The organism is Streptomyces sp. NPDC001507, assembly GCF_042894765.1.
In the GTDB taxonomy this organism is placed as follows: domain Bacteria; phylum Actinomycetota; class Actinomycetes; order Streptomycetales; family Streptomycetaceae; genus Streptomyces.
This window is the reverse complement of the sequence record NZ_JBIAVV010000012.1, coordinates 342,776-367,210: the sequence shown is the minus strand read 5'-3', so window position 1 is coordinate 367,210 and position 24,435 is coordinate 342,776. Positions and strand designations below refer to the sequence as shown.

Annotated in this window: 22 protein-coding genes; 10 read left to right on the top strand and 12 right to left on the bottom strand. The window is 72.8% G+C overall.

The window, feature by feature from the left end; genetic code table 11:
- Positions 1 to 62: 62 nt before the first annotated feature.
- Both ACFY0K_RS35870 and ACFY0K_RS35865 read right to left on the bottom strand, forming a co-directional pair.
- Positions 63 to 368 (bottom strand): hypothetical protein, encoded by a 306-nt coding sequence (locus tag ACFY0K_RS35870; protein WP_388598149.1) that lies wholly within the window; start codon positions 366 to 368, stop codon positions 63 to 65.
- Positions 369 to 507: 139 nt separating this feature from the next.
- On the bottom strand, positions 508 to 1,116 hold the full coding sequence (locus ACFY0K_RS35865; RefSeq protein WP_390643337.1) for a class I SAM-dependent methyltransferase: 609 nt from the start codon (positions 1,114 to 1,116) through the stop codon (positions 508 to 510).
- Between the two features lie 141 nt (positions 1,117 to 1,257).
- On the opposite strand from ACFY0K_RS35865, the gene ACFY0K_RS35860 reads away from it, so the two are divergent.
- The 5 genes from ACFY0K_RS35860 to ACFY0K_RS35840 all read left to right on the top strand — a co-directional run bounded on the left by ACFY0K_RS35860 (position 1,258) and on the right by ACFY0K_RS35840 (position 6,232).
- Entirely contained in the window at positions 1,258 to 2,031 is a 774-nt protein-coding gene (locus ACFY0K_RS35860) for an MHYT domain-containing protein (RefSeq protein WP_390643336.1), read from the top strand.
- A 36-nt stretch (positions 2,032 to 2,067) separates the two neighbouring features.
- Complete coding sequence (locus ACFY0K_RS35855) at positions 2,068 to 4,572, top strand: nitrate- and nitrite sensing domain-containing protein (protein WP_390643335.1); 2,505 nt, start codon at positions 2,068 to 2,070, stop codon at positions 4,570 to 4,572.
- Positions 4,569 to 5,006 (top strand): roadblock/LC7 domain-containing protein, encoded by a 438-nt coding sequence (locus tag ACFY0K_RS35850; RefSeq protein WP_390643334.1) that lies wholly within the window; start codon positions 4,569 to 4,571, stop codon positions 5,004 to 5,006. The genes ACFY0K_RS35855 and ACFY0K_RS35850 overlap by 4 nt, the downstream gene beginning before the upstream one ends.
- 18 nt (positions 5,007 to 5,024) lie before the next feature.
- Positions 5,025 to 5,438, top strand: a complete 414-nt coding sequence (locus ACFY0K_RS35845) for a DUF742 domain-containing protein (protein ID WP_351956076.1) — start codon at positions 5,025 to 5,027, stop codon at positions 5,436 to 5,438.
- 188 nt (positions 5,439 to 5,626) lie between these two features.
- On the top strand, positions 5,627 to 6,232 hold the full coding sequence (locus tag ACFY0K_RS35840) for an ATP/GTP-binding protein (protein ID WP_351956077.1): 606 nt from the start codon (positions 5,627 to 5,629) through the stop codon (positions 6,230 to 6,232).
- An 8-nt stretch (positions 6,233 to 6,240) separates the two neighbouring features.
- On the opposite strand, the gene ACFY0K_RS35835 is transcribed toward ACFY0K_RS35840, so the two are convergent.
- Positions 6,241 to 6,669, bottom strand: coding sequence for a PPOX class F420-dependent oxidoreductase (locus ACFY0K_RS35835; RefSeq protein ID WP_351956078.1), 429 nt, complete (start codon positions 6,667 to 6,669; stop codon positions 6,241 to 6,243).
- 96 nt (positions 6,670 to 6,765) lie between these two features.
- Here ACFY0K_RS35835 and ACFY0K_RS35830 point away from each other — a divergent pair, with 96 nt between their 5' ends.
- Positions 6,766 to 7,179 carry a roadblock/LC7 domain-containing protein gene (locus tag ACFY0K_RS35830; protein WP_390643333.1) on the top strand — a complete coding sequence of 138 codons (414 nt, stop codon included), beginning with the start codon at positions 6,766 to 6,768 and terminating at the stop codon, positions 7,177 to 7,179.
- A 126-nt stretch (positions 7,180 to 7,305) separates the two neighbouring features.
- Positions 7,306 to 8,178: a DUF6397 family protein gene (locus ACFY0K_RS35825; RefSeq protein WP_390643332.1), complete on the top strand. Its 873-nt coding sequence runs from the start codon at positions 7,306 to 7,308 to the stop codon at positions 8,176 to 8,178.
- Positions 8,179 to 8,248: 70 nt separating this feature from the next.
- Here the strand turns inward: ACFY0K_RS35825 and ACFY0K_RS35820 are convergent, their stop codons facing one another.
- Positions 8,249 to 9,115: an acyl-CoA thioesterase II gene (locus tag ACFY0K_RS35820; RefSeq protein WP_351956081.1), complete on the bottom strand. Its 867-nt coding sequence runs from the start codon at positions 9,113 to 9,115 to the stop codon at positions 8,249 to 8,251.
- A 79-nt stretch (positions 9,116 to 9,194) separates the two neighbouring features.
- Positions 9,195 to 11,708, bottom strand: a complete 2,514-nt coding sequence (locus ACFY0K_RS35815) for a DEAD/DEAH box helicase (protein WP_390643331.1) — start codon at positions 11,706 to 11,708, stop codon at positions 9,195 to 9,197.
- A 145-nt stretch (positions 11,709 to 11,853) separates the two neighbouring features.
- Between ACFY0K_RS35815 and ACFY0K_RS35810 the strand changes: the two genes are divergently transcribed.
- The gene (locus ACFY0K_RS35810) at positions 11,854 to 12,648 is read left to right on the top strand and encodes a metal-dependent hydrolase (RefSeq protein ID WP_390643330.1); all 795 of its coding nucleotides are present in this window, start codon (positions 11,854 to 11,856) and stop codon (positions 12,646 to 12,648) included.
- 76 nt (positions 12,649 to 12,724) lie between these two features.
- Here ACFY0K_RS35810 and ACFY0K_RS35805 read toward each other — a convergent pair whose 3' ends face one another.
- The gene (locus ACFY0K_RS35805) at positions 12,725 to 12,985 is read right to left on the bottom strand and encodes a type B 50S ribosomal protein L31 (protein WP_093497627.1); all 261 of its coding nucleotides are present in this window, start codon (positions 12,983 to 12,985) and stop codon (positions 12,725 to 12,727) included.
- Positions 12,986 to 13,030: 45 nt separating this feature from the next.
- A complete protein-coding gene (locus tag ACFY0K_RS35800) occupies positions 13,031 to 13,501 on the bottom strand; it encodes a DUF5709 domain-containing protein (RefSeq protein ID WP_351956084.1) in 471 nt (156 codons plus the stop codon).
- 406 nt (positions 13,502 to 13,907) lie between these two features.
- Here ACFY0K_RS35800 and ACFY0K_RS35795 point away from each other — a divergent pair, with 406 nt between their 5' ends.
- Positions 13,908 to 14,636, top strand: coding sequence for a hypothetical protein (locus ACFY0K_RS35795; RefSeq protein WP_390643329.1), 729 nt, complete (start codon positions 13,908 to 13,910; stop codon positions 14,634 to 14,636).
- Here the strand turns inward: ACFY0K_RS35795 and ACFY0K_RS35790 are convergent.
- The 3 genes from ACFY0K_RS35790 to ACFY0K_RS35780 form a co-directional block, all read right to left on the bottom strand.
- Positions 14,595 to 15,575 carry a D-cysteine desulfhydrase family protein gene (locus tag ACFY0K_RS35790; RefSeq protein ID WP_390643372.1) on the bottom strand — a complete coding sequence of 327 codons (981 nt, stop codon included), beginning with the start codon at positions 15,573 to 15,575 and terminating at the stop codon, positions 14,595 to 14,597. The two genes, ACFY0K_RS35795 and ACFY0K_RS35790, sit on opposite strands and share 42 nt — an antisense overlap.
- Before the next feature lie 156 nt (positions 15,576 to 15,731).
- Positions 15,732 to 17,513 (bottom strand): ABC transporter ATP-binding protein, encoded by a 1,782-nt coding sequence (locus ACFY0K_RS35785; protein WP_390643328.1) that lies wholly within the window; start codon positions 17,511 to 17,513, stop codon positions 15,732 to 15,734.
- Entirely contained in the window at positions 17,510 to 19,462 is a 1,953-nt protein-coding gene (locus ACFY0K_RS35780; protein ID WP_390643371.1) for an ABC transporter ATP-binding protein, read from the bottom strand. Before ACFY0K_RS35780 ends, ACFY0K_RS35785 begins: the two co-directional genes overlap by 4 nt.
- A gap of 195 nt (positions 19,463 to 19,657) precedes the next feature.
- Between ACFY0K_RS35780 and ACFY0K_RS35775 the strand changes: the two genes are divergently transcribed.
- Complete coding sequence (locus ACFY0K_RS35775) at positions 19,658 to 20,461, top strand: L,D-transpeptidase family protein (protein ID WP_390643327.1); 804 nt, start codon at positions 19,658 to 19,660, stop codon at positions 20,459 to 20,461.
- A 111-nt stretch (positions 20,462 to 20,572) separates the two neighbouring features.
- On the opposite strand, the gene ACFY0K_RS35770 is transcribed toward ACFY0K_RS35775, so the two are convergent.
- Both ACFY0K_RS35770 and ACFY0K_RS35765 read right to left on the bottom strand, forming a co-directional pair.
- Positions 20,573 to 22,573, bottom strand: a complete 2,001-nt coding sequence (locus ACFY0K_RS35770) for an N-acetylmuramoyl-L-alanine amidase (RefSeq protein WP_390643326.1) — start codon at positions 22,571 to 22,573, stop codon at positions 20,573 to 20,575.
- A 213-nt stretch (positions 22,574 to 22,786) separates the two neighbouring features.
- Positions 22,787 to 24,301: a M1 family metallopeptidase gene (locus ACFY0K_RS35765; RefSeq protein WP_390643325.1), complete on the bottom strand. Its 1,515-nt coding sequence runs from the start codon at positions 24,299 to 24,301 to the stop codon at positions 22,787 to 22,789.
- Positions 24,302 to 24,435: the final 134 nt, after the last annotated feature.

The window sequence follows — 24,435 nt, the reverse complement described above, 5'->3', positions numbered from 1 at the left end:
CGGGACGGGACGAAACGACCTCACGGGCACGGAAGACCCACCACCTCGCCGGTGCCGAAGGGTCAGGACACCGGCAGCCCGAGAAGGTCGCGCGCCACCGCCGCCGGCGACTCGTCGCGCTCCCGGGCCAGGGCGACCACGGCCCGGCACGCCAGCTCGCTCACCCCGAACGACAGCGCCTCCGGCGACACCCAGGACGCCGCCTCCTCGATCCGGTCCTGGTCGTCCTCCGCCCGGGCCGCGACGTAGGCGGCTGCGGCCTCGAACAAGTTGTGCGCGCGCCGCTCACGGCTCGCTCGCGGTTCCGGCACCGCTTCGCCCTCGGTGCCACGCCGTCTGCCTGCGTACCTGCGGATCCGGTCGAACACGCGGGCCTCCTTCCCCCTGTCGGCTTTCGCCTGCGAACATCTGCCTTCCTCCGTCGAACGTAGGGTTGAAGCCCCGGCAACAGAAGAGGGCGTGGCGCGGAGGGAGCGGCCCCGGCGCCTTCGCCGCGGCGGTCGCCGGCTAGCGTCCGCGGACCGCCAGCGCCAGGAACCGGGCGTCCTCGTCCACGTACGACGTCATGCGCCACCCCGAGCCGGCCAGCAGCGGGCCGAGATTGCCCTCCGCGCGCAGGTCGTCCGGCGTGATCTGCCGCCCCTGGCGGGCCGCCAGGGCGGACCGGCCGATCGGGTGGAACAGGGCGAGGGTGCCGCCGGGGCGGACCACGCGCGCCAACTCCCGCAGGTTCTCGGCCGGACGGGGCAGATGGGCGATCAGGCCCGCGGCGAACACGGCGTCGAGGGATTCCGAACGCACCGGCAGCGCGGCGACGTCGGCGAGCAGCAACCGTCCGTCACGGTCCCGCCCGGCCTGCCGGGCGGCCTGGAGCATCGCCGGCGTGAGGTCGATCCCGAGGACCGTGCCGGTGGGCCCCACGGCCCGGCGGAGCGGCGGCAGGGCGCGCCCGGTGCCGCACCCCGCGTCGAGGACCCGGTCGCCCGCACGCAACCCCATATCGGTGACGGCGGCCGCGTACGCGGGACCGTCGTCGGGAAACCTGCTGTCCCAGTCGGCCGCCCGTGGGGTGAAGAACTCCCGCACGTGTGTGTGGTCATCGCTCATGGTCCGCATGATCCCTCACCGTCACGGAGGACGACCCTGTGCGCACGTTCGAGCGGGACGCGATCGTTCCGGCACATCTCTGAGTCATATTGCAACACCTTTCGAAATGCGCCCCCTTTGTGCGCCCGTGCCCCCTAGCGTCCCTGGGCCATGGGACATCTGCACCACGCCACCTTCGGCTGGCTGACCCCCGTACTGTCGTACGCCATGGCCTGCATAGGCGCCGCACTGGGGCTGCGCTGCACGGTCCGCGCGCTCGCCAGCACCGGCCGCTCGCGCCGCAACTGGCTGCTCACCGCGGCCTCCGCGCTCGGCACCGGCATCTGGACCATGCACTTCGTGGCCATGCTCGGCTTCAGCGTCGGCGGCACCGACATCCGCTACGACGTACCACTGACCGTCCTCAGCCTGCTCGTCGCCGTGGCCGTCGTCAGCGCCGGCGTCTTCGCGGTCGGCTACAGCCGCGACCGCAACAGGGCGCTCCTGCTCGGCGGACTCACCACCGGGCTCGGCGTCGCCAGCATGCACTACCTCGGCATGGCGGCCGTCCGGCTGCACGGCGCCGTGCACTACGACCCGATGCTCGTCGGGATCTCCGTCCTCATCGCCGTGGTCGCCGCGACCGCGGCCCTGTGGGCGGCGCTCAACATCAGGTCGCCCGTCGCCGTCACCGTCGCCTCCCTGGTCATGGGAGCGGCCGTCAGCAGCATGCACTACACCGGCATGTTCGCGGTCAGCGTGCACGTCACGCCGTCCGGCAGCCCCCTGCCCGGGGCCACGGCGATGCAGTTCATCTTCCCCCTCGCCGTCGGCCTCGGATCCTATCTCTTCCTCACCTCGGCCTTCGTCGCGCTCTCGCCCACGGCCGGGGAACGCGAGGCGTCCGCCTCGGCCCAGCGGCCCGTCGCGGGCGCCGCGCGCTGACGGCGCCCGGACCCACCTTTCCCGAGCGAGGAGGCCATGCGTACACCCCGTAGGACCCCGACAGCAGGCCCGGACACACCGTCACCGCGGCCGCCGCGCGGCCGCCGCGCGCACGCCGGACCACCCGCCGACGAAGCGGTCGACGACGTCGTCGGCACCGCGTCCGACAACGCGGCCACCGGGCCCCGAGGCTGGCGGATCCGCCCGCGGACCGTGCGGGCCAAGGTCGTCTGCCTGCTCATGGTGCCGGTGGTGTCCCTGCTCGCCCTGTGGGCGTACGCCACGGTCACCACGGCCCAGGACGTCGCCCGGCTGCGTCAGTCCCAGCGCGTCGACGCCGTACTGCGCACCCCGGTGGCCGCCGCCGTCACCGCGCTCCAGGCCGAGCGGGCCGCCGCGGTCCGGTACGCCACCGACCCCGCCGCCGAACAGACCGCGGACCTCAGGAGACTGGGGGCCGGCACCGACCAGGCCGTGGCCGCGCTACGGCTCGGCAAGGACAGCACCGTCGCCGACGGCGAGGAGCTGCCCTCGGGTGTGGCCCAGCGCCTGCAGGCCTTCGTCACCGGCGCCGAGCAACTGCGGGCCCTGCGTCGGGAGGTGCAGAACCGCGGCGCCGGCTGGAACGCGGCCTACGGGCAGTACACGCAGGTCATCGCCTCGGCCTTCGCCGTGGACGGCGCCCTCACCGGCATCCAGGCCGACGACATGGGCTCCGACGCGCGCGTGCTGCTCGAATTCTCCCGGGCGGGCGAGGCGCTGGCCCAGGAGGACGCGGTCCTAGGCGGCGCCCGGCTGGCCGGCGGCCTCGACGGCGAGCGGCTGCGGCTGTTCACCGGCGCCGTCGACACCCGCCGCGTCCTCACCGACGCGGCCGTGGCCGACCTGCCCGGTGCCCAGCGCACCGCCTGGCACCGCCTCGCCGACGGCGACGACTACGCCGTGCTGGGTGCCGCCGAGGACCGGATCCTGGCGAGCTCACCCGGAGCCAAGGCGGTCGGCGCGGCGCCGGAAGCCACCTGGAATTCCGCGCACACGCGCGTGCAGGACGGCATGCGGAGCATCCAGGCCGGCACGGCCCACGCGGTGGCCGGCCGGGCCGACCCGTTCGCACGCGGCCTGCTCACCCCGGCCGGCGCCGCCGTCCTGTGCGGTCTGCTCGCCGTGGTCGCCTCGCTCGTCATCTCCGTGCGCATCGGACGCGGCCTCGTCGTCGAGCTGGTGAGCCTGCGCAACGGCGCTCTGGAGATCGCCCGTCGCAAACTGCCCGAGGCGATGCGCAGGCTGCGGGCAGGCGAGGAGATCGACGTCCGAGCCGAGGCACCCCCGGGACCGCCCGCGGAGGACGAGACCGGACAGGTCGCCGAGGCCCTCGCCACCGTGCACCGGGCCGCCCTGCGCGCCGCCGTGGAACGCGCCGAACTCGCCAGCGGCATCTCGGGCGTCTTCGTCAACCTCGCCCGCCGCAGCCAGATCCTGGTCCACCGCCAGCTGAGCCTCCTGGACAGCATGGAACGCCGCTCCGACGACCCCGGCGAACTGAGCGACCTCTTCCGCCTCGACCACCTCACCACCCGCATGCGCCGCCACGCGGAGAGCCTGATCATCCTCTCCGGAGCGGCCCCGGGCCGGGCCTGGCGGATGCCCGTGTCCCTGACCAACGTCGTACGGGCCGCCGTGTCCGAGGTCGAGGACTACGCGCGCGTGGAGGTACGGCAGCTCCCCGAGGCGGCCGTCGTCGGCGCCGCCGTCGCCGACCTCACGCACCTGCTCGCCGAGGTCGTGGAGAACGCCGCCCAGTTCTCGCCGCCGCACACGCGCGTGCGCGTCACCGGAGAGCCCGTCGGCAACGGCTACGCCCTGGAGGTGGAGGACCGCGGGCTCGGCATGGGCCAGGAGACCCTCGCGGAGGCCAACCGGCGCATCGAGCAGTCCGAGGCCCTCGACCTGTTCGACAGCGACCGGCTCGGCCTCTTCGTGGTCAGCAGGCTCGCGGCCCGCCACGGCATCAAGGTGCACCTGCGCACCTCCCCGTACGGCGGCACCACCGCGGTGGTCCTGCTGCCCAAGGCCCTGCTGCACGGCGGCCCGGCCGAGCACCCCGTCCGCCCGGCCGCCGACACCGGCCAGGCACCGGTACGCGCCCACGCGCGCGTGCCCGGCGCCGCCCTCCCGGAGCCCGCCTCCGCCGGCCGGCCCGCCCTCGCCGTCACCCACACCGCACCGCGCCCCGCGCCCGAACCGCCGCCCCCCGGAGTCACCACCTTGAGGCCGCACCGCCCACCGAACGACTCCGAGCCCTCCGACGACGACCTGCCACGCCGGGTGCGGCAGGCGAGTCTCGCCCCCCAACTGCGCGATCCCCGTGCCGAGGAACCCGCGCCCGCCCGCGGCCGGGACGAGCGCACCCCCGAACTCGTCCGCGACCGCATGGCCGCCTACCGCGACGGCTGGGCGCGCGGCGGCGGCAGACGACCAGGCCGCGCAGCCGCCCCGGAACCCGAAGACGGCACCGACCGCACCGAAGGAGACCGCCCATGATCCAGGACCCGACCCCGAGGACGGACCGGCGCTCCGGCGAACTCGACTGGCTCCTCGACGACCTGGTGCTGCGTGTCACCGAGGTCCGGCACGCCGTCGTGCTCTCCAACGACGGCCTCGCCGTCGGCGCCTCGACCGGTCTCAAACGCGAGGACGCCGAGCACCTCGCCGCCGTCGCCTCCGGTTTCAACAGCCTCGCCAAGGGTGCCGGACGGCACTTCGGGGCGGGCGGGGTGCGCCAGACCATGGTCGAGATGGACGACGCCTTCCTCTTCGTGGCCGCCGCGGGCGACGGCTCCTGCCTCGCCCTGCTCACCGACGTGACCGCCGACATCGGCCTGGTCGCCTACGAGATGGCCCGCCTGGTCAAGCGCGTCGGCGAGCACCTCTACACCGCACCGCGCATCGCCGCCCGGCCACCCGCCGTCGGCTGAGCCGGAAGACCGCCACCGATGACCGAGTACATGACCGGCACCCCGCACGAGCCGGGCAGCCAGTGGTACGACAGCGAGGCCGGCCCGCTGGTCCGCCCCTACGCCATGACCGGGGGCCGCACCGAACCCGGCCCCACCGGCGTGAAGTTCGACCTGATCGCCCTGGTCACGCTCGACCCGGGCAGGGCCGGCGCCGACGACGACACCGCGCTCGGCCCCGAACACCGGGCGCTGGTCGACCTGTGCCGGGTGGAGACGCAGTCGGTCGCCGAACTCGCCGCCGGCGCGGACCTCCCCGTCGGCGTGGTCCGGGTGCTCCTGGGGGACCTGCTGGAACTGGGCCGTGTGACGGTGAGCCGCCCGGTGCCACCGGCGCAGCTGCCCGACGAACGGATTCTGCGCGAGGTCATCGCGGGATTGCGGGCACTGTAGATGAGCATCCGTAAACAACCGGGCCCGAGCCGGTCAGAACCGACGGCTTCCGGTCCAACGGCCCGCGACGAGCACGCGGTTGTCATGATGCCGGCTTCGCATCCTCCCGCCCTGCCCGGCACGTGTCCCGACGTCCACCGCGGCAGGTCCTCCAGGCACTCCCGCAGGCCCTCCCGAGAGAAGTGATCATGGTCTCCGAGCACCCCGAGTCCACCGCCGACGACACGTCGGCCATGGCGCTGAAGATTCTGGTCGCCGGCGGCTTCGGCGTCGGAAAGACGACCCTGGTCGGCGCCGTCAGCGAGATCCGGCCGTTGCGCACCGAGGAGATGCTCAGCGAGGCGGGCCAGCTGGTGGACGACACGGACGGCGTCGACCAGAAGGTCACCACCACCGTCGCCATGGACTTCGGACGGATCACCATCCGCTCGGGTCTCTCCCTGTACCTCTTCGGCACCCCGGGCCAGGACCGCTTCTGGTTCCTCTGGGACGAACTGTCGCAGGGAGCCCTCGGCGCCGTCGTCCTCGCCGACACCCGCCGCCTGGAGGACTGCTTCCCGGCGGTCGACTACTTCGAGCACCGGCAGATCCCTTTCGTCGTCGCCGTCAACTGCTTCGCCGGTGCCCGCTCCTACGGCGCCCACGACGTGTGCCGCGCCCTCGACCTGGACCGGGGCACGCCCGTGGTCCTGTGCGACGCCCGGGACCGGGACTCCGGCAAGGAGGTACTGATCCGGCTCGTCGAGTACGCCGGGCGGATGCACACCGCCCGGCTCCTCGACTCGGTGGGCTGAGCCGAGCCTCAGCCCGTCAGGTCCTTGAACGCCACGACCTTCTCCACGGTGACCCGGACCAGCAGTTCGCCAGGGACGCCGTTGCGGGCGCCGAACTCCTCCGCGCGCTCCGCTCCCATGTACCGAGCCGCGATCCGGGTGGCCGAATCACGCAGTTCGCCCAGGTCCTCCGACAGCCGGGCGCGCCCGTTCAGCACCACGAAGTGGAAAGGGGGCCGATCGTCGTCCACGCAGAGGGCGACACGCCCGTCACGGGCGAGATTGCGCCCTTTCACGGTGTCCTTGCCGGTGTTGAAGACCAGCTCGTCCCCGTCCAGCAGGAACCAGACGGGCGCCACATGGGGGCTGCCGTCTGCGTTGACGGTGGACAGTTTGCCGGTGCGGGTGCCGTGCGAGACGAACGCCCGCCATTCCTCGTCGGTCATCTTCTCTGCCATGCCCCCATCCTCCTTGCCCGGACGCCGGTGGTGGGGAAGGCTGGCGGGGAGATCCTCCAGCCAGGGGGAGACGGCACACGGGGAGACGCTTACGACATGGCCCATAACCAGGAACTCAGCTGGCTGCTCGACGACCTGACCGAGCGCGTGGAGCACGTACGGCACGCGCTGGTCCTGTCGAACGACGGGCTGGTCACGGGAGCAAGCACCGGCCTTCGCCGGGAGGACGCGGAGCACCTGGCCGCCGTCGCCTCCGGGCTGCACAGCCTCGCCAAGGGCTCCGGACGGCACTTCGGGGCCGGGCAGGTCCGGCAGACGATGATCGAGTACGACGAGGCGGTCCTGTTCGTCACCGCGGCCGGGACCGGCAGCTGCCTGTGCGTGCTCAGCGGCGCGGAGGCCGACATCGGCCAGATCGCCTACGAGATGACCCTGCTGGTCAACCGCGTCGGCGAACACCTCGCGGTGGACGCCCGGCAACCGGAGAGCTCCTCCGCAATAGACCTCTGACCTGCGATTTCATCCCGGCGGTGGAGTTATCCACAGGCCCGCCACGCGTCTCGCCGGACCGGCTACGGTTTTTTCCACGGCGAGCGCACCCGGCGCGAGCCATCCGCTCCACGGGGGAGAACGGCCATGTCCGGCACCACCCTTGTCCAGAACCACCAGCTCACCTGCGCACCGAGCCGCGCGGCCCGCGAACTGGGCCTCAGGCGGGGCGAGTTCGACCTCGCGGTACACCTCGGACGGATCCGCACCGTCCCTGACGAGGGAGGCGGTGGAGGCCGCCGTGTCCCGCGCACCGAGATCGACCGGCTCCGGGGCCGGTCCGAATCCCTCGGCGAGAGCGTGCGGGTCGTGGGGACGACCGAGGCCGCGGCCCTGATGGGGATCCCGGCGGGCAGGTTCACCCGCGTCGCGAAACTCGGCCTGGTCACTCCGGTCAGGTGGTACCCGAACCGCTACCGCGCCGTGGTCTGGCTCTACCTGGCGGAGGAACTTCGGCGGTTCGCGGCCGACGAGACGAACACGCCGCTGCTCACCGGCCGTACGCCCGCGGAACTGAGCGACCGGCTGAGGGCCGGCGTGGACCAGCGGGCCCGGAACTGGCGCGGACGCCACTGCGGCTTCCTGCTCAGGCAGGCGGACGGACCGTGGGAGCGGGCCGGGGTGGTGGCCGGCTTCCTGGACCCCGGCGAGATCGACGAGGTGCTCACCGACCCGCATGAGCGCGCCCGCGTGACGGCCCTGCGGCCGGCCCCGCCGGCCCACGGCGCACCGGGTTCGCCGGCCGCACAGCTCGCCGAGGAGCTCATGACGGCGGCGGACCCGGACGAGATCGACTGGTTCAGGCACGACCTGGCCCGGGAAGCGGCGCAGGCCCGCGCACACCGGCCGGAGCCCCGTCCCACCGCACCGTCCCGGCCCCCTGCGCCCGGCCGGCCGGCCCTCGCCCGAGGCCTGCGCGGCTGGCTGCTGCGCAGAAACCCGAGGCCCGTCGTCCACTGACGACCCCACCGGCCGGCGGCCCGGACCGCGCCCGGGTCGGCATCCGCGCCCGGGTCGACATACGCGCCCGTCAGAGCGCGCGGAACAGTCCCTCCTGGACGACCGACACCAGCAGCCGTCCTTCGAGGTCGTAGACCCGCCCGCGGGCCAGGCCGAGACCGCCCGTGGCGATGGGGGACTCCTGCTCGTACAGGAACCACTCGTCGGCGCGGAACGGCCGGTGGAACCACATGGCGTGGTCCAGCGAGGCGATGTCGAAGTTCCGCGGCCCCCACAGCGGTTCGACGGGGACCCGGACCGCGTCCAGGAGCGTCATGTCGCTGGCGTAGGTCAGCGCGCAGGTGTGCACCAGCGGATCGTCGCCCAGCGGACCGACCGCGCGCATCCACACGGCGCTGCGCGGCTCGGCGCCGGTTATCTCCTCGGGGTGCCAGCGCAGCCGGTCTACGTAGCGGATGTCGAAGGGCTGACGGCGCGCCATCCGCTCCAGCTGCTCGGGCAGCTCGCCCAGATGCTTGCGGATCTCCTCCGCGAGCGTCGGCAGCGACTCCGGGTGCGGCACCTCGCGGAACTGCGGCAGCTGGTGCTCGAAAGCTCCCACCTCAGGCTTGTGGAAGGAGGCGGTCAGATTGAAGATCGTGCGGCCCTGCTGCACGGCGGTGACCCGGCGCGTCGTGAACGACCGCCCGTCCCGGACCCGTTCGACCTGGTACACGATCGGCACGCCCGGCCGGCCAGGGCGCAGGAAGTACGCGTGCAGCGAGTGCACCGGACGGTCGCCCTCCACGGTGCGGCTGGCGGCGACCAGCGCCTGGCCCGCCACCTGGCCGCCGAAGACCCGCTGGAGGGACTCCTGGGGGCTGCGGCCGCGGAAGATGTTGACCTCGATCTGCTCCAGGTCGAGCAGGTCGACCAGTCTCTCGGCCGGGTTGGTCATCGGTTGGATTCTCCTGTGCTGGGACGTGTGCGCGGGCCTGTGCTCGGAGCTGTGCGCGAACCTGTTCCGGAGCGATTGCTCAGAGCTGGCCGACAGCGGTGACGCGGACGACCGCGCGGCCCTCGGCGTCGGAGGCCGCCAGGTCGATCTCGGCGCTGATGCCCCAGTCGTGGTCGTCGTTCGGGTCGTCGAAGATCTGCCGGACCCGCCACAGCCCGTTCTTCGGCTCCTCCTGGATCACGAGCAGCTTGGGACCGCGGGCGTCGGGGCCGGTGCCCAGGTCTTCGTACTCGTCCCAGTACTTGTCCATCGCCTCGCCCCAGGCGTCGGCGTCCCAGCCGGAGTCCGCGTCCATCTCGCCCAGTTCGTCGACCTGGTCGAGGGCGGCGAGCTCCACCCGCCGGAACATCGCGTTGCGCACCAGGACCCGGAAGGCGCGCGCGTTGGCGGTGACCGGCTTGACCTCGTCGGCCTTCTCCTGGGCCTCCTCGGCGGTCATCTCCTCCGGATTGGCGAGCTGCTCCCACTCGTCCAGCAGGCTGGAGTCGACCTGGCGGACCATCTCGCCCAGCCACTCGATCAGGTCCTGCAGGTCGTCGGACTTCAGGTCGTCCGGGATGTTGTGGTCGAGGGCCTTGTAGGCGCTCGCGAGGTAGCGGAGCACGATGCCCTCGGTGCGGGCCAGTTCGTAGAGCGACACCAACTCGGTGAAGGTCAGCGCCCGTTCGTACATGTCCCGGATGACCGACTTCGGCGACAGCGGGTGGTCGCCGACCCACGGGTGGCTCTTGCGGTACGTGTTGTAGGCGTGGAAGAGGAGCTCTTCCAGGGGCTTCGGGTAGGTGATGTCCTGGAGGCGCTCCATGCGCTCCTCGTACTCGACACCGTCCGCCTTCATGGCGGCCACGGCCTCGCCCTTCGCCTTGTTCATCTGGGCGGCCAGGATCTGGCGCGGGTCGTCCAGGGTGGACTCGACCACGGAAACCATGTCGAGGGCGTAGGACGGCGATTCGGGGTCGAGGAGTTCGAACGCGGCCAGGGCGAAGGTCGACAGCGGCTGGTTGAGCGCGAAGTCCTGCTGGAGGTCGACCGTGAGGCGGACGATACGGCCGGTGGCGTCGGGCTCGTCGAGCTTCTCGACGATGCCGCCGTCGAGCAGCGAGCGGTAGATGGCGATCGCCCGGCGGATGTGCCGCAGTTGCTGCTTGCGCGGCTCGTGGTTGTCCTCCAGCAGGTGGCGCATCGCATCGAAGGCGTTGCCCGGCCGGGCGATCACCGACAGCAGCATCGTGTGCGTCACCCGGAACCGCGACGTCAGCGGCTCCGGGTCGGACGCGATCAGCTTCTCGAAGGTGTTCTCGGTCCAGCCGACGAAGCCCTCCGGCGCCTTCTTGCGCACCACCTTGCGCCGCTTCTTCGGGTCGTCACCCGCCTTGGCAAGGGCCTTCTCGTTCTCGATGACGTGCTCGGGCGCCTGCGCGACCACGAGCCCGGCGGTGTCGAAGCCGGCCCGGCCCGCGCGGCCGGCGATCTGGTGGAACTCACGGGCGCGCAGGGTGCGCACGCGGTTGCCGTCGTACTTGGTGAGGGCGGTGAACAGCACCGTGCGGATGGGCACGTTGACGCCCACACCCAGCGTGTCGGTGCCGCAGATGACCTTCAGCAGACCGGCCTGGGCGAGCTTCTCCACCAGGCGCCGGTACTTGGGGAGCATGCCCGCATGGTGCACGCCGATGCCGTGCCGGACGTACCGGGAGAGGTTCTGGCCGAACTTGGTGGTGAAGCGGAAGTTGCCGATCAGCTCGGCGATCTGCTCCTTCTCCTCCTTCGAGCACATGTTGATGCTCATCAGCGCCTGCGCCCGCTCCACCGCCTGTGCCTGCGTGAAGTGCACGATGTACACCGGCGCCTGCCTGCTCTCCAGGAGCTCGGTGAGCGTCTCGGTCATCGGGGTGAGCTGGTACTCGTAGGAGAGCGGCACCGGGCGGGTCGCCGAGCGGACCACCGCGGTGGGCCGGCCGGTGCGGCGGGTGAGGTCCTTCTCGAAGAAGGAGACGTCGCCGAGGGTGGCCGACATGAGGATGAACTGCGCCTGGGGCAGTTCGAGGAGCGGGATCTGCCAGGCCCAGCCGCGGTCGCCCTCGGCGTAGAAGTGGAACTCGTCCATGACGACCTGGCCGACGTCCGCCTGCTTGCCGTCGCGCAGCGCGATGGAGGCGAGGACCTCGGCGGTGCAGCAGATGACGGGCGCGTCGGAGTTCACGGAGGCGTCGCCGGTGAGCATGCCGACGTTCTCGGTGCCGAAGAGCTTGCACAGCTCGAAGAACTTCTCCGACACGAGCGCCTTGATCGGCGCCGTGTAGAAGGTGACCTCGTCCCGGGCCAGCGCGGCGAAGTGCGCGCCCGCGGCGATCATGCTCTTGCCGGAGCCGGTCGGCGTCGACACGATCACGTTCGCCCCGGAGACCGCCTCGATCAGCGCCTCCTCCTGGTGGGGGTAGAGCGTGAGACCGCGCTCCTGCGCCCAGGCCTCGAAGGCTTCGTACAGGGCGTCGGGGTCGGCGGTCGGCGGCAGCTGATCGATGAGGGTCACGCCCCCATCTTGCCTGGCCCACCCGCCCAGGGGGGAATCGGCTTCGAGCACGAAGATCATGGCCGCTACGCTGTGTCGCCGACGGAGCGTCATCGCACCCGGTCAACTGGACAGCGGCATACGAGGAATGGGGCGGGCAACGGCCATGATGGGACCAGCACACTCACTGTCGGGGGCGGCCGCCTGGCTCGGCGTAGGAGCCGCGGCGGCGGCGACCGGGCACACGATGCCCTGGCCGGTGCTGCTGGTGGGAGCGCTGATCTGTGCTGGCGCCGCGCTCGCCCCGGACCTCGACCACAAGGCGGCGACCATCTCGCGTGCCTTCGGACCGCTGTCGCGCTGGGTCTGCGAGATCGTCGACAAGCTGTCCTACGCCGTCTACAAGGCGACCCGGAAGCCGGGCGACCCGCGCCGTTCCGGCGGCCATCGCACACTGACGCACACCTGGCTGTGGGCGGTGCTGATCGGCGGGGGCTGTTCGGCCGCGGCGATCCTCGGCGGCCGCTGGGCGGTGCTGGCGATCCTCTTCGCGCACATGGTGCTGGCGATCGAGGGCCTGCTGTGGCGGGCGGCGCGCGGCTCCAGCAGCGACATCCTGGTGTGGCTGCTGGCCGCGACCAGCGCCTGGATCCTGGCCGGCACCCTGGACAAGCCGGGCAACGGCTCGCACTGGCTGTTCACCCAGCCCGGCCAGGAGTATCTGTGGCTGGGGCTGCCGGTGGTGCTGGGGGCGCTGGTGCACGACATCGGGGACGCACTGACCGTCTCCGGCTGCCCGATCCTGTGGCCCATCCCGATCGGCCGCAAGCGCTGGTACCCGCTGGGCCCGCCGAAGGTCATGCGGTTCCGCGCGGGCAGCTGGGTGGAGCTGAAGGTGCTCATGCCGGTGTTCATGATGCTCGGCGGCATAGGCTGTGCGGCCGCCCTGAACGTGATCTGAACCGGCGGCCGCGGCCGGTCTTCGGGGGTCTTGAGGGCCTTCGAAGGCCACGAGGGCCTTCGAGGGGTTTCGAGGGTCAGCCCGCCGTCCCCGAGCCGCCCCCGTAGCGGCGTTCGAACGCGGCGACGCGCCCCTCCGTGTCCACCGTGCGGGCCTTCCCGGTGTAGAAGGGGTGGCTCTCGGACGAGATCTCCACGTCGACCACCGGGTAGGTCTGGCCGTCGTCCCATTCGATGGTCTGGTCGCTGGTCGCGGTGGACCGGGTCAGGAAGGCGTACCCGGCGGCGCGGTCGCGGAAGACCACGGGGTGGTAGTCGGGGTGCTTGTCCTGCTGCATGGCGGCTCCTCGGAGGACGGGGCGGTAGGGCAGGGGCGGGCGGGCTCAGCCGTAGGCGGTGTCCTCGTCGACGATGTGCATGGCGGCCTCCTCCGCGGAGGCCCCGGCGCCGTCGATGCCGATGTCGGTCGCGACGAGGCCGCTCTCGTCGTCCTCGTGCGCCCCCTCGTTCGGGGCCACGAGCCGGCCGGAGCGCAGGTCACCGACCTCGTTGTCCAGGAGTTCGCCGTCGCTGCCCTGGCAGTCGCCGATGCCGTCGCCGTCGGGGGCGGCCGGTTCGGGCAGCTCCTCGGCGAGCCGCTGCTCCAGCGTCTCGCCCCGGTGGCGCTCCGCCGCGGTCACCCCGGTGTGCTCCACCGCCCACGGCCGCTCGGGCGGGGACCAGCCACGGTCCAGGGGATCGCTGACGCCGTCGGACTCCAGCGTGTCCTCCACGTCGAGCAGCCCCGTGTCCTCACGGATCTCGGATCCGTCGGGCTGGTAGACGTCGTCCCCCCATCCGTCGGCGGTGGTCACGGCTACCTCCAGGGAGTGAGGACGCGGTCCGTACGGCGGGCCGCCGGCATCCCGGCCAGGGGGCGTGTGCGCCGAGAACCGGACGGTTCCCGGCCGGCCCGCGAACCGGTGCCGCTCTCCAGCCTTCCACCCCTGCTCGCACCCGCGCAACGGCACGCAGGTACGACGGGCGCAACCAGCGGATTCGGACCGGTCGTCCAGGGAGAGCGCGCAGACCTGTGCGAGGCGCGCATTCGATTCGTCACACTATGTGATGTGTGTGTCGGCGTGGGCGGAACCGGGCGGCCTGTCCGCCATTCACCTCGGTCGGCCGGCGGGGAGACCGACGGCTGTGGTCCGGGGGCGGGTACCCGACGGCCTTCGCCGGGTAAGAACCTGCCGGAGCCATGAGGGAAAGGGCGGACGTATGAGGCGGGTGCTGCGGCCGGGCGCCCGGTGCGCCCGGCTGCGTTTCGACGGCTGGATCGCGGGGCTCGGCAGCGCGTCCGGCACCCGTGTCGTGCTGGGCCACTGGCCCCGGTCGCCGTTCGGCCCGTTCAGCGACGTGATGCTGGAACGAGGCGACGGGGGACGGCTGCTGCTCGCTCCGACCCGGCGGACGGCGGAATTCGTCAGCGGCACCTACGGTTTCGACGCGGTGCACGTCGTACCGGTCGACGTCGCCGTGCGCGCGGACACCTGGACCGTCACGGCCGGACCGCTCCGCCTGCGCTTCACCACCGGGCGCCGCACGCTCCTCGGCCACCTGCTGCGCGCGGTCCCCGGCCCGCTCGCCGGCCGCCCGGAGTGGTCCGCGATCACGGACGCGGCCGCCCGCGTGCTGGTGCCCGGCGTGCGCACCCGCGGTACCGCGGGCAGGGGCCGCAGGGAGTGGTACGGCGCGCGGGACCTGCTCGCGATCCGTGAACTGTCGGGCACCTACGACGGTGCGGACCTGGGCGCGCTCGCCCCGGTCGAACCTCCCGTGCGGTTCGGGTTCGGCTCGGTCCCGCGCCGCCCCGGGCTCACCCGCGTCACCACCACGGTCGAGGTCGAGCGCTCCCTTCCCCTCGCCGGGGCGTCCGGGGCGGCGGCGTTTCGCGGGCCGCCCGGGTCACACGGTGCGGTCCGAGAGGACCTCTCCGGCCCGTCGTAGTGCCTCCTCGTGGCCGAAGAGCCCGGGGAGTCCTCCGGTGTGGACGAAGACGGTGCGGTCACCCGGGCGGATGTCCCCCTCGCGCACCGCCGCGACGAGACCGGCCATGGCCCGCCCGGTGTAGACGGGATCCAGGACGAGCCCCTCGGTCCTGGCGGCGAGCAGGACCGCCTCGGCCACCGGCTCGGTGAGGCTCGAGTAGCCGGCCCCGACCTGGTCGAGCCGCAGCCGTGGGCGCCGCGGGGCGGGGGAGGGCGCGTACAGCTCCGTCAGCAGCAGGCCGAGTGTGTGCCCCGGATCCGCCACGGCCCCGCAGTGCACCCCCAGGACGCGGTCCTCCCCCAGGGCGCGCACCAGCCCGGCCATCGTGCCCCCGCTGCCCAGCGCGACCACGGCGGTGGCCAGGTCGGGAGCCTGCGCGAGGAGCTCGCGCCCGCCGTCGACGTAGCCGAGGGCGCCGAGGGGACTCGACCCGCCGAAGGGGATGAGCGCCGGAGCCGCGTTCCGCTCGCGCAGTTCCGCGACGACACGGTCGAGGACGGTGGCGAGTCCGGCCCCGTCCACCGCGCCGGCCCACACGATCCGGGCGCCGAGGAGGCCGTCGAGCGCCAGGTTGCCCGCGGCCGTGCCGGTGGGCTCGCCCGCGAGGACGAGCACCACGTCCATGCCGAGGCGGGCCCCGGCCGCCGCGGTGAGGCGGGCGTGGTTGCTCTGCGGGGCCCCGCTGGTGACCAGGGTGCGCGCACCCTCGGCGAGGGCCTGTCCGCAGGTCCACTCGAGCTTGCGGACCTTGTTCCCGCCGCCGCCGAGCCCGATCAGGTCGTCCCGCTTGATCCACAGGTCGTCCGGCCCCAGCCCCAGTGCCTGCGCGAGCCGCGGGGCGGGTTCGAGCGGTGTCGGCCAGGAGGCCAGGGTGACCTTGCGGTGCTCCTCGCGCATCGTTCCCATCCGACAACCCCTTCGTCTCCGTGCCCGCGTGCCGGTCCCGGTGCACCCCATGCTCTCGCGGGGAAGCGCCTCGTCCGGCGTCGGCCGTGCGCCGCCTGGTCCGGCGTCAGCCTCGCGCCGCCCCGCCCGGGGCGCCCCGCGGACCCGTCACCCGTGCCAGGACCGCCACAGCGCGGCGTAGGCGCCGTCGGCCGCCACCAGCGCGTCGTGGCTGCCGAGTTCGCTGATCCGGCCGTTCTCGACCACGGCGATGACGTCCGCGTCGTGGGCGGTGTGCAGCCGGTGCGCGATGGCGACCACCGTCCGGCCGTCCAGGACCCGGGCCAGGGACCGCTCCAGGTGGCGGGCCGCGCGCGGGTCCAGGAGCGAGGTCGCCTCGTCCAGGACCAGCGTGTGCGGGTCGGCCAGTACCAGCCGGGCCAGCGCGATCTGCTGCGCCTGCGCCGGGGTCAGGCCGAGCCCGCCGGAGCCGACCTCGGTGTCCAGGCCCTCCTCCAGGGCCCGTGCCCAGCCGTCCGCGTCGACCGCCCCGAGTGCCGCCCACAGCTCGGCGTCCGCCGCGTCGGTCCGGGCGAGCAGCAGGTTGTCGCGCAGGGAGCCCACGAAGACGTGGTGCTCCTGGTTGACGAGGGCGACATGGGAACGGACCCGCTCGGCGGTCATCCGGGAGAGTTCCGCGCCGCCCAGGGTGATCCGGCCGTCCCGGGGTGCGTAGATCCCGGCGAGCAGCCGGCCGAGCGTGGACTTGCCGGCGCCCGAGGGGCCGACCAGGGCCAGCCGGGTGCCGGGCGCCACCTCCAGGGAGACCTGGCGCAGCACGTCGACGCCCTGGAGGTAGCCGAAGCGGACCTCGTCCGCGTGCACCTCCCGGCCGGCCGGGGCGAGCGCCGCGTCCCCGGCGTCCGGCTCGATGTCCCGGACGCCGACCAGCCGGGCCAGCGACACCTGGGCGACCTGGACCTCGTCGTACCAGCGCAGGATCAGGTTCACCGGATCGACCAGCATCTGGGCGATGAGCGCGCCCGTGGTCAGCTGGCCGACGTCGATCCAGCCTTTGAGGACGAAGGCACCGCCGATCATCAGTACCGAGCCGAGGACCGTGATGTGGGTGGCGTTGACGGCCGGGAACAGCACCGACCGCAGCCACAGCGTGTAGCGCTCCCACGCCGTCCACTCCTTGACCCGGCGCTCGGACAGGGCGATGCGGCGGGCGGCGAGCCGGTGTGCCTCGATGGTGTGCCCGGCGTCCACGGACTCCGCGAGGGCGGCGGCCACGGACGCGTACCCGGCGGCCTCGGAGCGGTAGCCGGAGGGCGCCCGCCGGAAGTACCAGCGGCAGACGACCACCAGGAGCGGCAGGGCGAGCAGCACGGTGGCGGCCAGCGGCGGAGCCGTCACCACGAGCCCGCCGATCAGCAGTACGACCCAGACCGCGCCGATCGACAGCTGCGGCACCGCCTCTCGCATCGCGTTGGCGAGGCGGTCGATGTCCGTGGTGATACGGGACAGCAGGTCGCCCGTGCCCGCCCGCTCCAGCACGCCCGGCGGCAGCCCGACCGCCCGGACCAGGAAGTCCTCGCGCAGATCGGCCAGCATCCGCTCGCCGAGCACGGCTCCCCGCAGCCGCACCTCCCGCACGAAGACGGACTGGACGGCGAGCGCGAACACGAACAGGCCGATGGTCAGGCCCAGATGGAGTTCGCGCGCGCCGTCGGAGACCCGCTCGACGAGCCCGCCCAGCAGGTAGGGACCGGCCATGGACGCGACCACGGCCACCGTGTTGACCGCGACGAGGAGGAGGAAGGCCCGGCGGTGCCGGCGGAACAGTTCGGCCACGTAGGCACGGACGGTCGCGGTGGCGCCGACGGGCAGGGTGGTGGCCGTCGTCGGGGCGGCCGGGTCGTACGCCGGCGGTGCGACGCCGATCATGCGCTCTCCTCGATCTCTTCCAGCGCCCTGCGACCTCGCAGCGCGGCTTCCGTCTCGTCCGCCCTGCCTCGCAGCGCGGCTTCCGTCTCGTCCGCCCTGCCTCGCAGCGCGGTGTCGGTCTCGTCCGTCCTGCCTCGCAGCGCGGTGTCGGTCTCGCCGGTCCTTGCGCGCAGCGCGGATGCGTTCTCTTCGGGCGCGGCGTCCCGCAGCGCGGCCTCCTCGTCCGTCTCACGTGTCACCACCGCCCGGTACCGCCGTTCGGTGCGCACCAGTTCCCGGTGTACGCCGACCGCCGCGACCTCGCCCTCGTGGACGAGGACCACCCGGTCGGCCCGGTCGAGGAGCAGCGGCGAGGACGTGAACACCACGGTCGTACGGCCGGACCGCAGCGCGCGGATGCCCTCGGCGATCCGGGCCTCGGTGTGCGAGTCGACGGCGGAGGTCGGTTCGTCGAGGACGAGCACCCCTGGGTCGGTGATCAGCGATCGCGCCAGCGCGAGCCGCTGGCGCTGCCCGCCGGACAGGGACCGGCCCCGCTCGGTGATCCGGGCGTCCATCGGGTCGGCGACGTCCAGCGAGCCCTGGACCAGGGCCTCCAGGACGTCACCGCACTGGGCGGCGGCCAGCGCGTCCTCGGCCCGCACGGCTCCGGAGGCCGGCACGTCGAGCAGCTCCCGCAGCGAACCGGAGAGCAGCACCGGGTCTTTGTCCTGGACGAGCACCGCGGTGCGGGCGGCCTCCAGGGACAGTTCGTCCAGCGGTACGCCGCCGAGCAGCACCGAGGTCCCGGCGTCGGCGGGGTGACCGCCGAGCCGCTCGGCGAGGAGTCCGGCCGCGTCGGGGTCGCCGCAGACCACGGCGGTCAGCCGGCCCGCGGGGGCGAGCAGGCCGGTGGCCGGGTCGTACAGGTCGCCCTCCGGCACGGTGTCCGCCCGTGAGCCGCCGGTGTCCGTGGCCCGTTCGAGGGAGAGCACCCGAGCCGCCCGCTTCGCCGAAGGGCGGGAGAACGAGTAGGCCATGGCGATCTCGGTGAAATGCTGCAACGGATAGTTGAGGATCATCACCGCGCTGTAGACGGTGACCAGTTCGCCCACGGTGACGCGGCCCTGCCGGGCCAGGTGGACGCCGTGCCAGACGACCGCGATCAGCAGCAGCCCGGGCAGCAGCACCTGGATCGCGGAGATCAACGACCACATCCGGGCGCTCCGCACGGCGGCGTGCCGTACCTCCTGGGAGGCGCGGCGGTAGCGGTCGAGGAAGAGGTCCTCGCCGCCGATGCCGCGCAGCACGCGCAGTCCCGCGACGGTGTCGGAGGCCAGCTCGGTGGCCCGGCCGGCCTTGGTGCGCTGGAGGTCGGCGCGCCGGGTGGCCCGGGGCAGCAGCGGCAGCACGGAGAGCGCGACCAGGGGCAGACCGGCGGCCACGACCCAGCCGAGGGCCGGCTGGTAGAAGACCAGGGCGACGCCGACCACGACGACCGTCAGCGCGGCGGCGGTGAAGCGTGAGACCGCCTCCACGAACCAGCCGATCTTCTCCACGTCGCCGGTGGAGACGGCCACCACCTCACCGGCCGCCACCCGGCGGGTCAGCGCGGAGCCCAGCAGGGCGGCCTTGCGGGCGAGCAGTTGCTGGACCCGGGCGGCCGCGGTGATCCAGTTGGTGACGGCGGACCGGTGCAGGAAGGTGTCGCCGACGGCGATCGCCGCGCCGCACAGCACCAGCAGACCGCCCGTCAGGGCCAGCCGGGTGCCGGAGCGGTCGACCACGGCCTGGACGGCGAGGCCGACGCAGAACGGGAGCGCGGAGACGGACACGAAGTGCAGCAGCCCCCAGGCCAGTGCCTTGAGCTGACCGCCCAGCTGATTCCGTCCCAGCCACCACAGGAACCGGGGGCCCGAACGCGCGTCCGGCACGCCGGGATCGGAATACGGAAGATCTTGAATCTGCATGGCGTCCCAGCGGTTCGGGTCGGGGGGAGGTGGCGACAAGCCGTGAAAGGTTCGCGTCGGAGCGTCGTCGAAATCAAACGGTTTTCCGCGCCGACCGTCGAAATCCGCTGCCTTCAGGCCAGGGCTGCCATCCCGAACGCGCTGAATGACATGAAATTCAATTAATTGACCGATATGTGATGCCAGGATGGCCGGGTGCAGATCAAGAGTGTCCGGCGGACGACCGTCACGGCGGCGGCGGTGATCGGGGCCGTCCTGGTGACCCTGAGCGCCTGCGAGGCGTCACCGGGCGGCGGCGCGAAGAACGGCCTGCCGGGGCCGCACCTCAGGGCCCCGAGAGTTCCGCCGGTCCCGCGGGCCGTCGCGGCGGGCCCGGACTGGCAGCAGCCGGACCGGTCCGTGCCGGTCGGGGATCCGGGCCGGCTGCCGGGGGTCGGCGGGCTGCTGCAGGCGGAGATCCCCGCGGACACCCGCCAGGTCGTCGCCGTGTACGGCGAGGGCGCGGACTCGGCCGACTCCACGGTCGTGCTGTACACCCGGGAGGACCGCGGCTGGCAACCGGCGGGCAGCTGGCCCGCCCACAACGGGCGGTCCGGCTGGACCACCGACCACCACGCGGGTGACGGACGCAGCCCGGTCGGCGTCTTCACCGTCACCGACGCCGGCGGTGTGCTCCCGAACCCGGGCACCCGGCTCTCCTACGCGCAGGGCCGGGACCTCTACACACCACCGCACTACTGGAGCCCGGCCTACCGGCACGACTTCGACTACGTCATCGCCATCGACTACAACCGCCTGCGGGGCACACCGCCGCACGACACCACGCGCCCCCTGGGCGCCGCCCGCGGCGGCGCCATCTGGCTGCACCTCGACCACGGCAGCGGCACCTCGGCCTGCATCGGCCTGCCCAGGGAGGCCATGGCATACCTGCTGCGCACCCTCGACCCGGCCCGCGATCCCGTCGTGGTGATGGGGGACAGGCCGGCCCTGCTGTCCTGAGCCGGTCCGGTGACATCCGCGGTCCGGCAGTGGTCACGATTGTCCGAAATAGCCAGTGGTCACGGCCGCCCGGGACGGCCAGTGGTCACGGCCGCCCGGCACGGCCAGTGGTCACTGGCCGTCCGGGACGGCCTCGCTCCCGGCCGCGTCCGTCGTGCCGTCGGCGTGTGTGTCCAGCACGTCCACGTCGTCCGCCCGGACGTAGGCGAGCCGATGACCGAACTGGATCTCGTAGTACCGCTCCTGACCCACCACCACGGGCTGGGGCGTGGCGGAGATGGTTGACCGTTCGACGTAGGAGCCGCCCAGCTCGGACTGTGTCACGTACCGCTGGCCCGCCCGAAGGGTGTACGGCAGCGGAGTCTCGTCCTCCTCCTCCATCCCGTCCGGGTAGGCCTCCTCCTCCGGCAGGGCCCGCCCGAACACCGGGATCTCGTCCAGGCCCTCCTTCGGCGTCACCATGCGGCCGCTCGCACCGACGGCCGTCGGATGCACCGCGGGGTTCTTGAACCACGCCTTGTTGCCCTGGTACCAGATCGCCGTCCACTCGCCCCTGCGGTCGGCCACGGCGAAGGTCTGGCCGGTGGAGACCCGCGACCCCAGGTCGCTCACGTCCTCCGTGGACGGGTCGCCGTCCGGCCTGCGGCCCGGGTCCTGGATCAGCGGAGCCTTCTCGTCCGGCCGGGTGTACAGGCGCACGGCGCTGGAGCCGTGCGGCAGGCATCGCTTGCCCGCGCCCTCGCACCCCGTGTACCGCGGTTTGTGGGTGGCGTAGTCCGGCAGGATCATCACCATGGGGCTGTCCGGTCCGGCCGTGGCCTTCAGCGGTGCGCCGAGGAGGTCGAAGTAGTGCCGCCAGTCCCAGAACGGCCCGGGGTCCTCGTGCATGTCGGGGATGCTGTCGCCGGTCGGGGACGGCACGTTGTCGTGTCCGAAGATGTGCTGCCGGTCCATCGGGACGTCGTACTTCTTGGCCAGGTAGCGCACCAGGCGGGCCGAGGACCGGTACATCTGCTCCGTGTACCAGGTCCCGGGGTGGGCGAGGAACCCCTCGTGCTCGACGCCGATCGAGCGGGCGTTCACGAACTGGTTGCCGGAGTGCCAGGCCTCGTCCTTGGTCCTGACGTGCTGGGTGATGTGGCCGTCGCTGGAGCGGACGGAGTAGTGCCAGGACGCCTCGGTCGGGTCCTGCACGGTCTTGAACATGTTCGGCAGCGTCGACTCGGTGTCGTGGATGACGATGTACTCGATCCGCTGGTCCCGGGGCCGGTCGGCGAGGTCGTGGTTGCCGTAGTCGCCGTCCTCGTCGATCTCCTCGTAGGGCGCGGCGAGCCAGTCGCAGGCCAGGTCGGCCGGGCACTCGACCTCCTTCGGCCGCTTGGGGGCCTGCGGGCCGGGGTGCGGACTGACGCCGGGCGTGGCGGGGAGGTCGACCTTCTGGCCTTCGGCGGTGGTCCGGTGCGCGCCCCGGCGGATCAGCCCGAAGACGTCGTTGGCGTACGTCCTCGCCGACGTGATGTCACGGGTACCGGGGAAACGTTCCACCGCCTGCCACCAGTCCTCCGGGTCGGTGCTGAGCGGCTTGCCCAGGTGCCGTTGGGTGGCGGCCAGCAGCGCCGCGCCGCCGCGTACGTTGGCGACAGCGTCCGTCCGCAGTTCTTTGGCGGGGACCTTGATCAGGCGGGCGGCGCGTTCCAGGTCGGCGGGCCGCACGGCGTGGCCGCCCGCGGCGAACGCCGTTCCGGTGAGCGGGTCGGCCTTGCCGCCGTCCGGCTCCGGCGGGCCCGGCGCGGGTGACCGGTCCGGGGTGCGGGCCAGGGTGTTGTCCACCAGGTGCATCGGGCCGTAGCCCCCCGCGATGCTCGGGGCGCCCGGGTGGGTGTCCCAGCGTGACTGCATGTAGGACACGCCCATGAGCACGCTGCGCGGTACGTGGAACTCGCGCGAGGCGTTCGTGAAGGCGTTCTGCAGACTGTGGTCCTCCGAGTCGTCGGTGCCGGACGCCGGGAGGATCAGCAGCGGTGGCAGCAGCGCGGCCGTCGCGATCAGGCAGGCCGTCAGGGTGCACGTCCGGAGGGCACTGGGCACATGTTCAGCGACAGTTCTTCTCATACCAGAGGGTCTCCAACCGCTTGCTGAGGGTCTCCAAGCACGCTCGTCGCAACCAGGGCAAGGGGGTTGCCCTTCACGTCACCCCTCGTACGTTTCCGTGCCCGGCGCGACACGGCGCGCCGAGCGTCGACCGGGTGGCCCAGCGCTCCGGCAGAGGCCACCCGGTCGGCGGGCAACGGCCCGGCGGCCGCGGCCGGCCGCGCGCCGCGCGGCTCAGTCCTCGACGGGGTCCACCTGCCAGTCGGGATGCCCCGGCATCGGCGGCGTGTGGGGCCCGTACAGCCAAGGCGTCAGAAACGGCGTCAGATCCTCGCCCGCGACCTGGGAAGCGAGCGCGACGAAGTCCTTCGTGCCGGCCGCGCGCCCCCGGAACCGGGTCACCCAGGTGCGTTCGATCCGGTCGAACGTCGCGTCACCGACCTTCTCCCGCAGGGCATACAGCACCAGCGCCGAGCCGTCGTAGCGCATCACCTTGAACAGCGTCGGCTCCGTGGGCTCCGCCGGGGCGCCGTCGTCGTGGCGCCACTGATCGTGCTGCTCGTACGCCGCCCGCATGGCGTCCTCCATGCTGACGCCGCCGTGCTCGGCGGAGTACAGCCGTTCGTAGAAACGGGCATGACCCTCGCTCAGCCACAGGTCGGACCAGCGCCTGAGGGCGACGCTGTCGCCCGTCCAATGGTGTGTCAGCTCGTGCACGAGATTGCGTTCGGCATCGACCCGGTCGCCCAGCAGGTCGTCCTTCGGTACGAGGGACAGCGACTGCGTCTCCAGCGCCACCGGCAGGTCGGTGTCGCCGACGAGGACGCCGTAGCGGCTGAACGGGTACGGGCCGAGGTGCTGTTCCAGCCAGGCGAGGTGCTGCGGCGTGAGCGAGCGTTCGGCCTCGGTGTCCGTGACCAGGTCGTCCGGCACCACGTCCCGCACGGCCGGCCCGCCCTGCCCCCGGCCGGCGACGAACGTGAACTTCCCGATCGCCACCTGGATCAGCTGCGCCGCGATGGGCTCCTCGGAGTCGTACGTCCACTGGACCCGCCCGCCGGGCTGCCGGACGCGTTCGACGAGCCGGCCGTTGGCCACCGCGCTGAGATCCGGCGGGGTGGTGATCCGGAACGTCATGGGGGCCCGCAGGCTGGGATGGTCGTCGGCCGGGAAGATCATCTTGGCGCCGTCCGGCTGAGCGCAGATCAGCGTGCCGTCGGGGGTGGGCACCCAGCCGTACGTGCGGATCGCGTCGCTGCGCTGCCGTCGCTGGTTCGGGTCGGCCGTGTAGTCGACGCGGACGGTGAACGTCCTGCCGCGCGGGATCGGCCGCGCGGGCGTGACGACGAGTTCGTCGCCGTCGCGCACGGCACCGGCCGGCGCGCCGTCCACGGTGACCCGGTGCAGCGTGTTGCCCGCGAAGTCCAGGTCGAAGCGGGACAGGGCCTGGGTGGCGGTGGCGCTGACGGTGGTACCGGCCGGGAACGGCTTCCCGGGGGCCCGCCAGTCGAGGTCGAGCGTGTAACGGCGGACCGTGTAGCCGCCGTTGCCGTCCAACGGCATGAGCGGGTCGCCGATGCCGGGTGCGCCGGGGGCGGGGGCGGCGCCGGACGACGCAGCCGAGGCGCCGGGGGCGGCGGAGCCGTGGCCCCGGTGCGGGACACCGCCCGAACAGCCGGTGCCGGTGAGCGCTACGGCGCCGGTGAGGGCGAGGACGGTGCGCAGGGCGCGAGCGGTCGTGATCGTCATGGCAGCACTGTGGCAGCGTAATCCGCTTATAGCACCATTTGTGGCCATGGTGTGCGCCCGTCCGGGCCGGGGTGGCCGAACGGCCCGTTGCCCACCGGTCCCGCCGTTGCGGCCGGTGGCCAACTCCCCGTAGA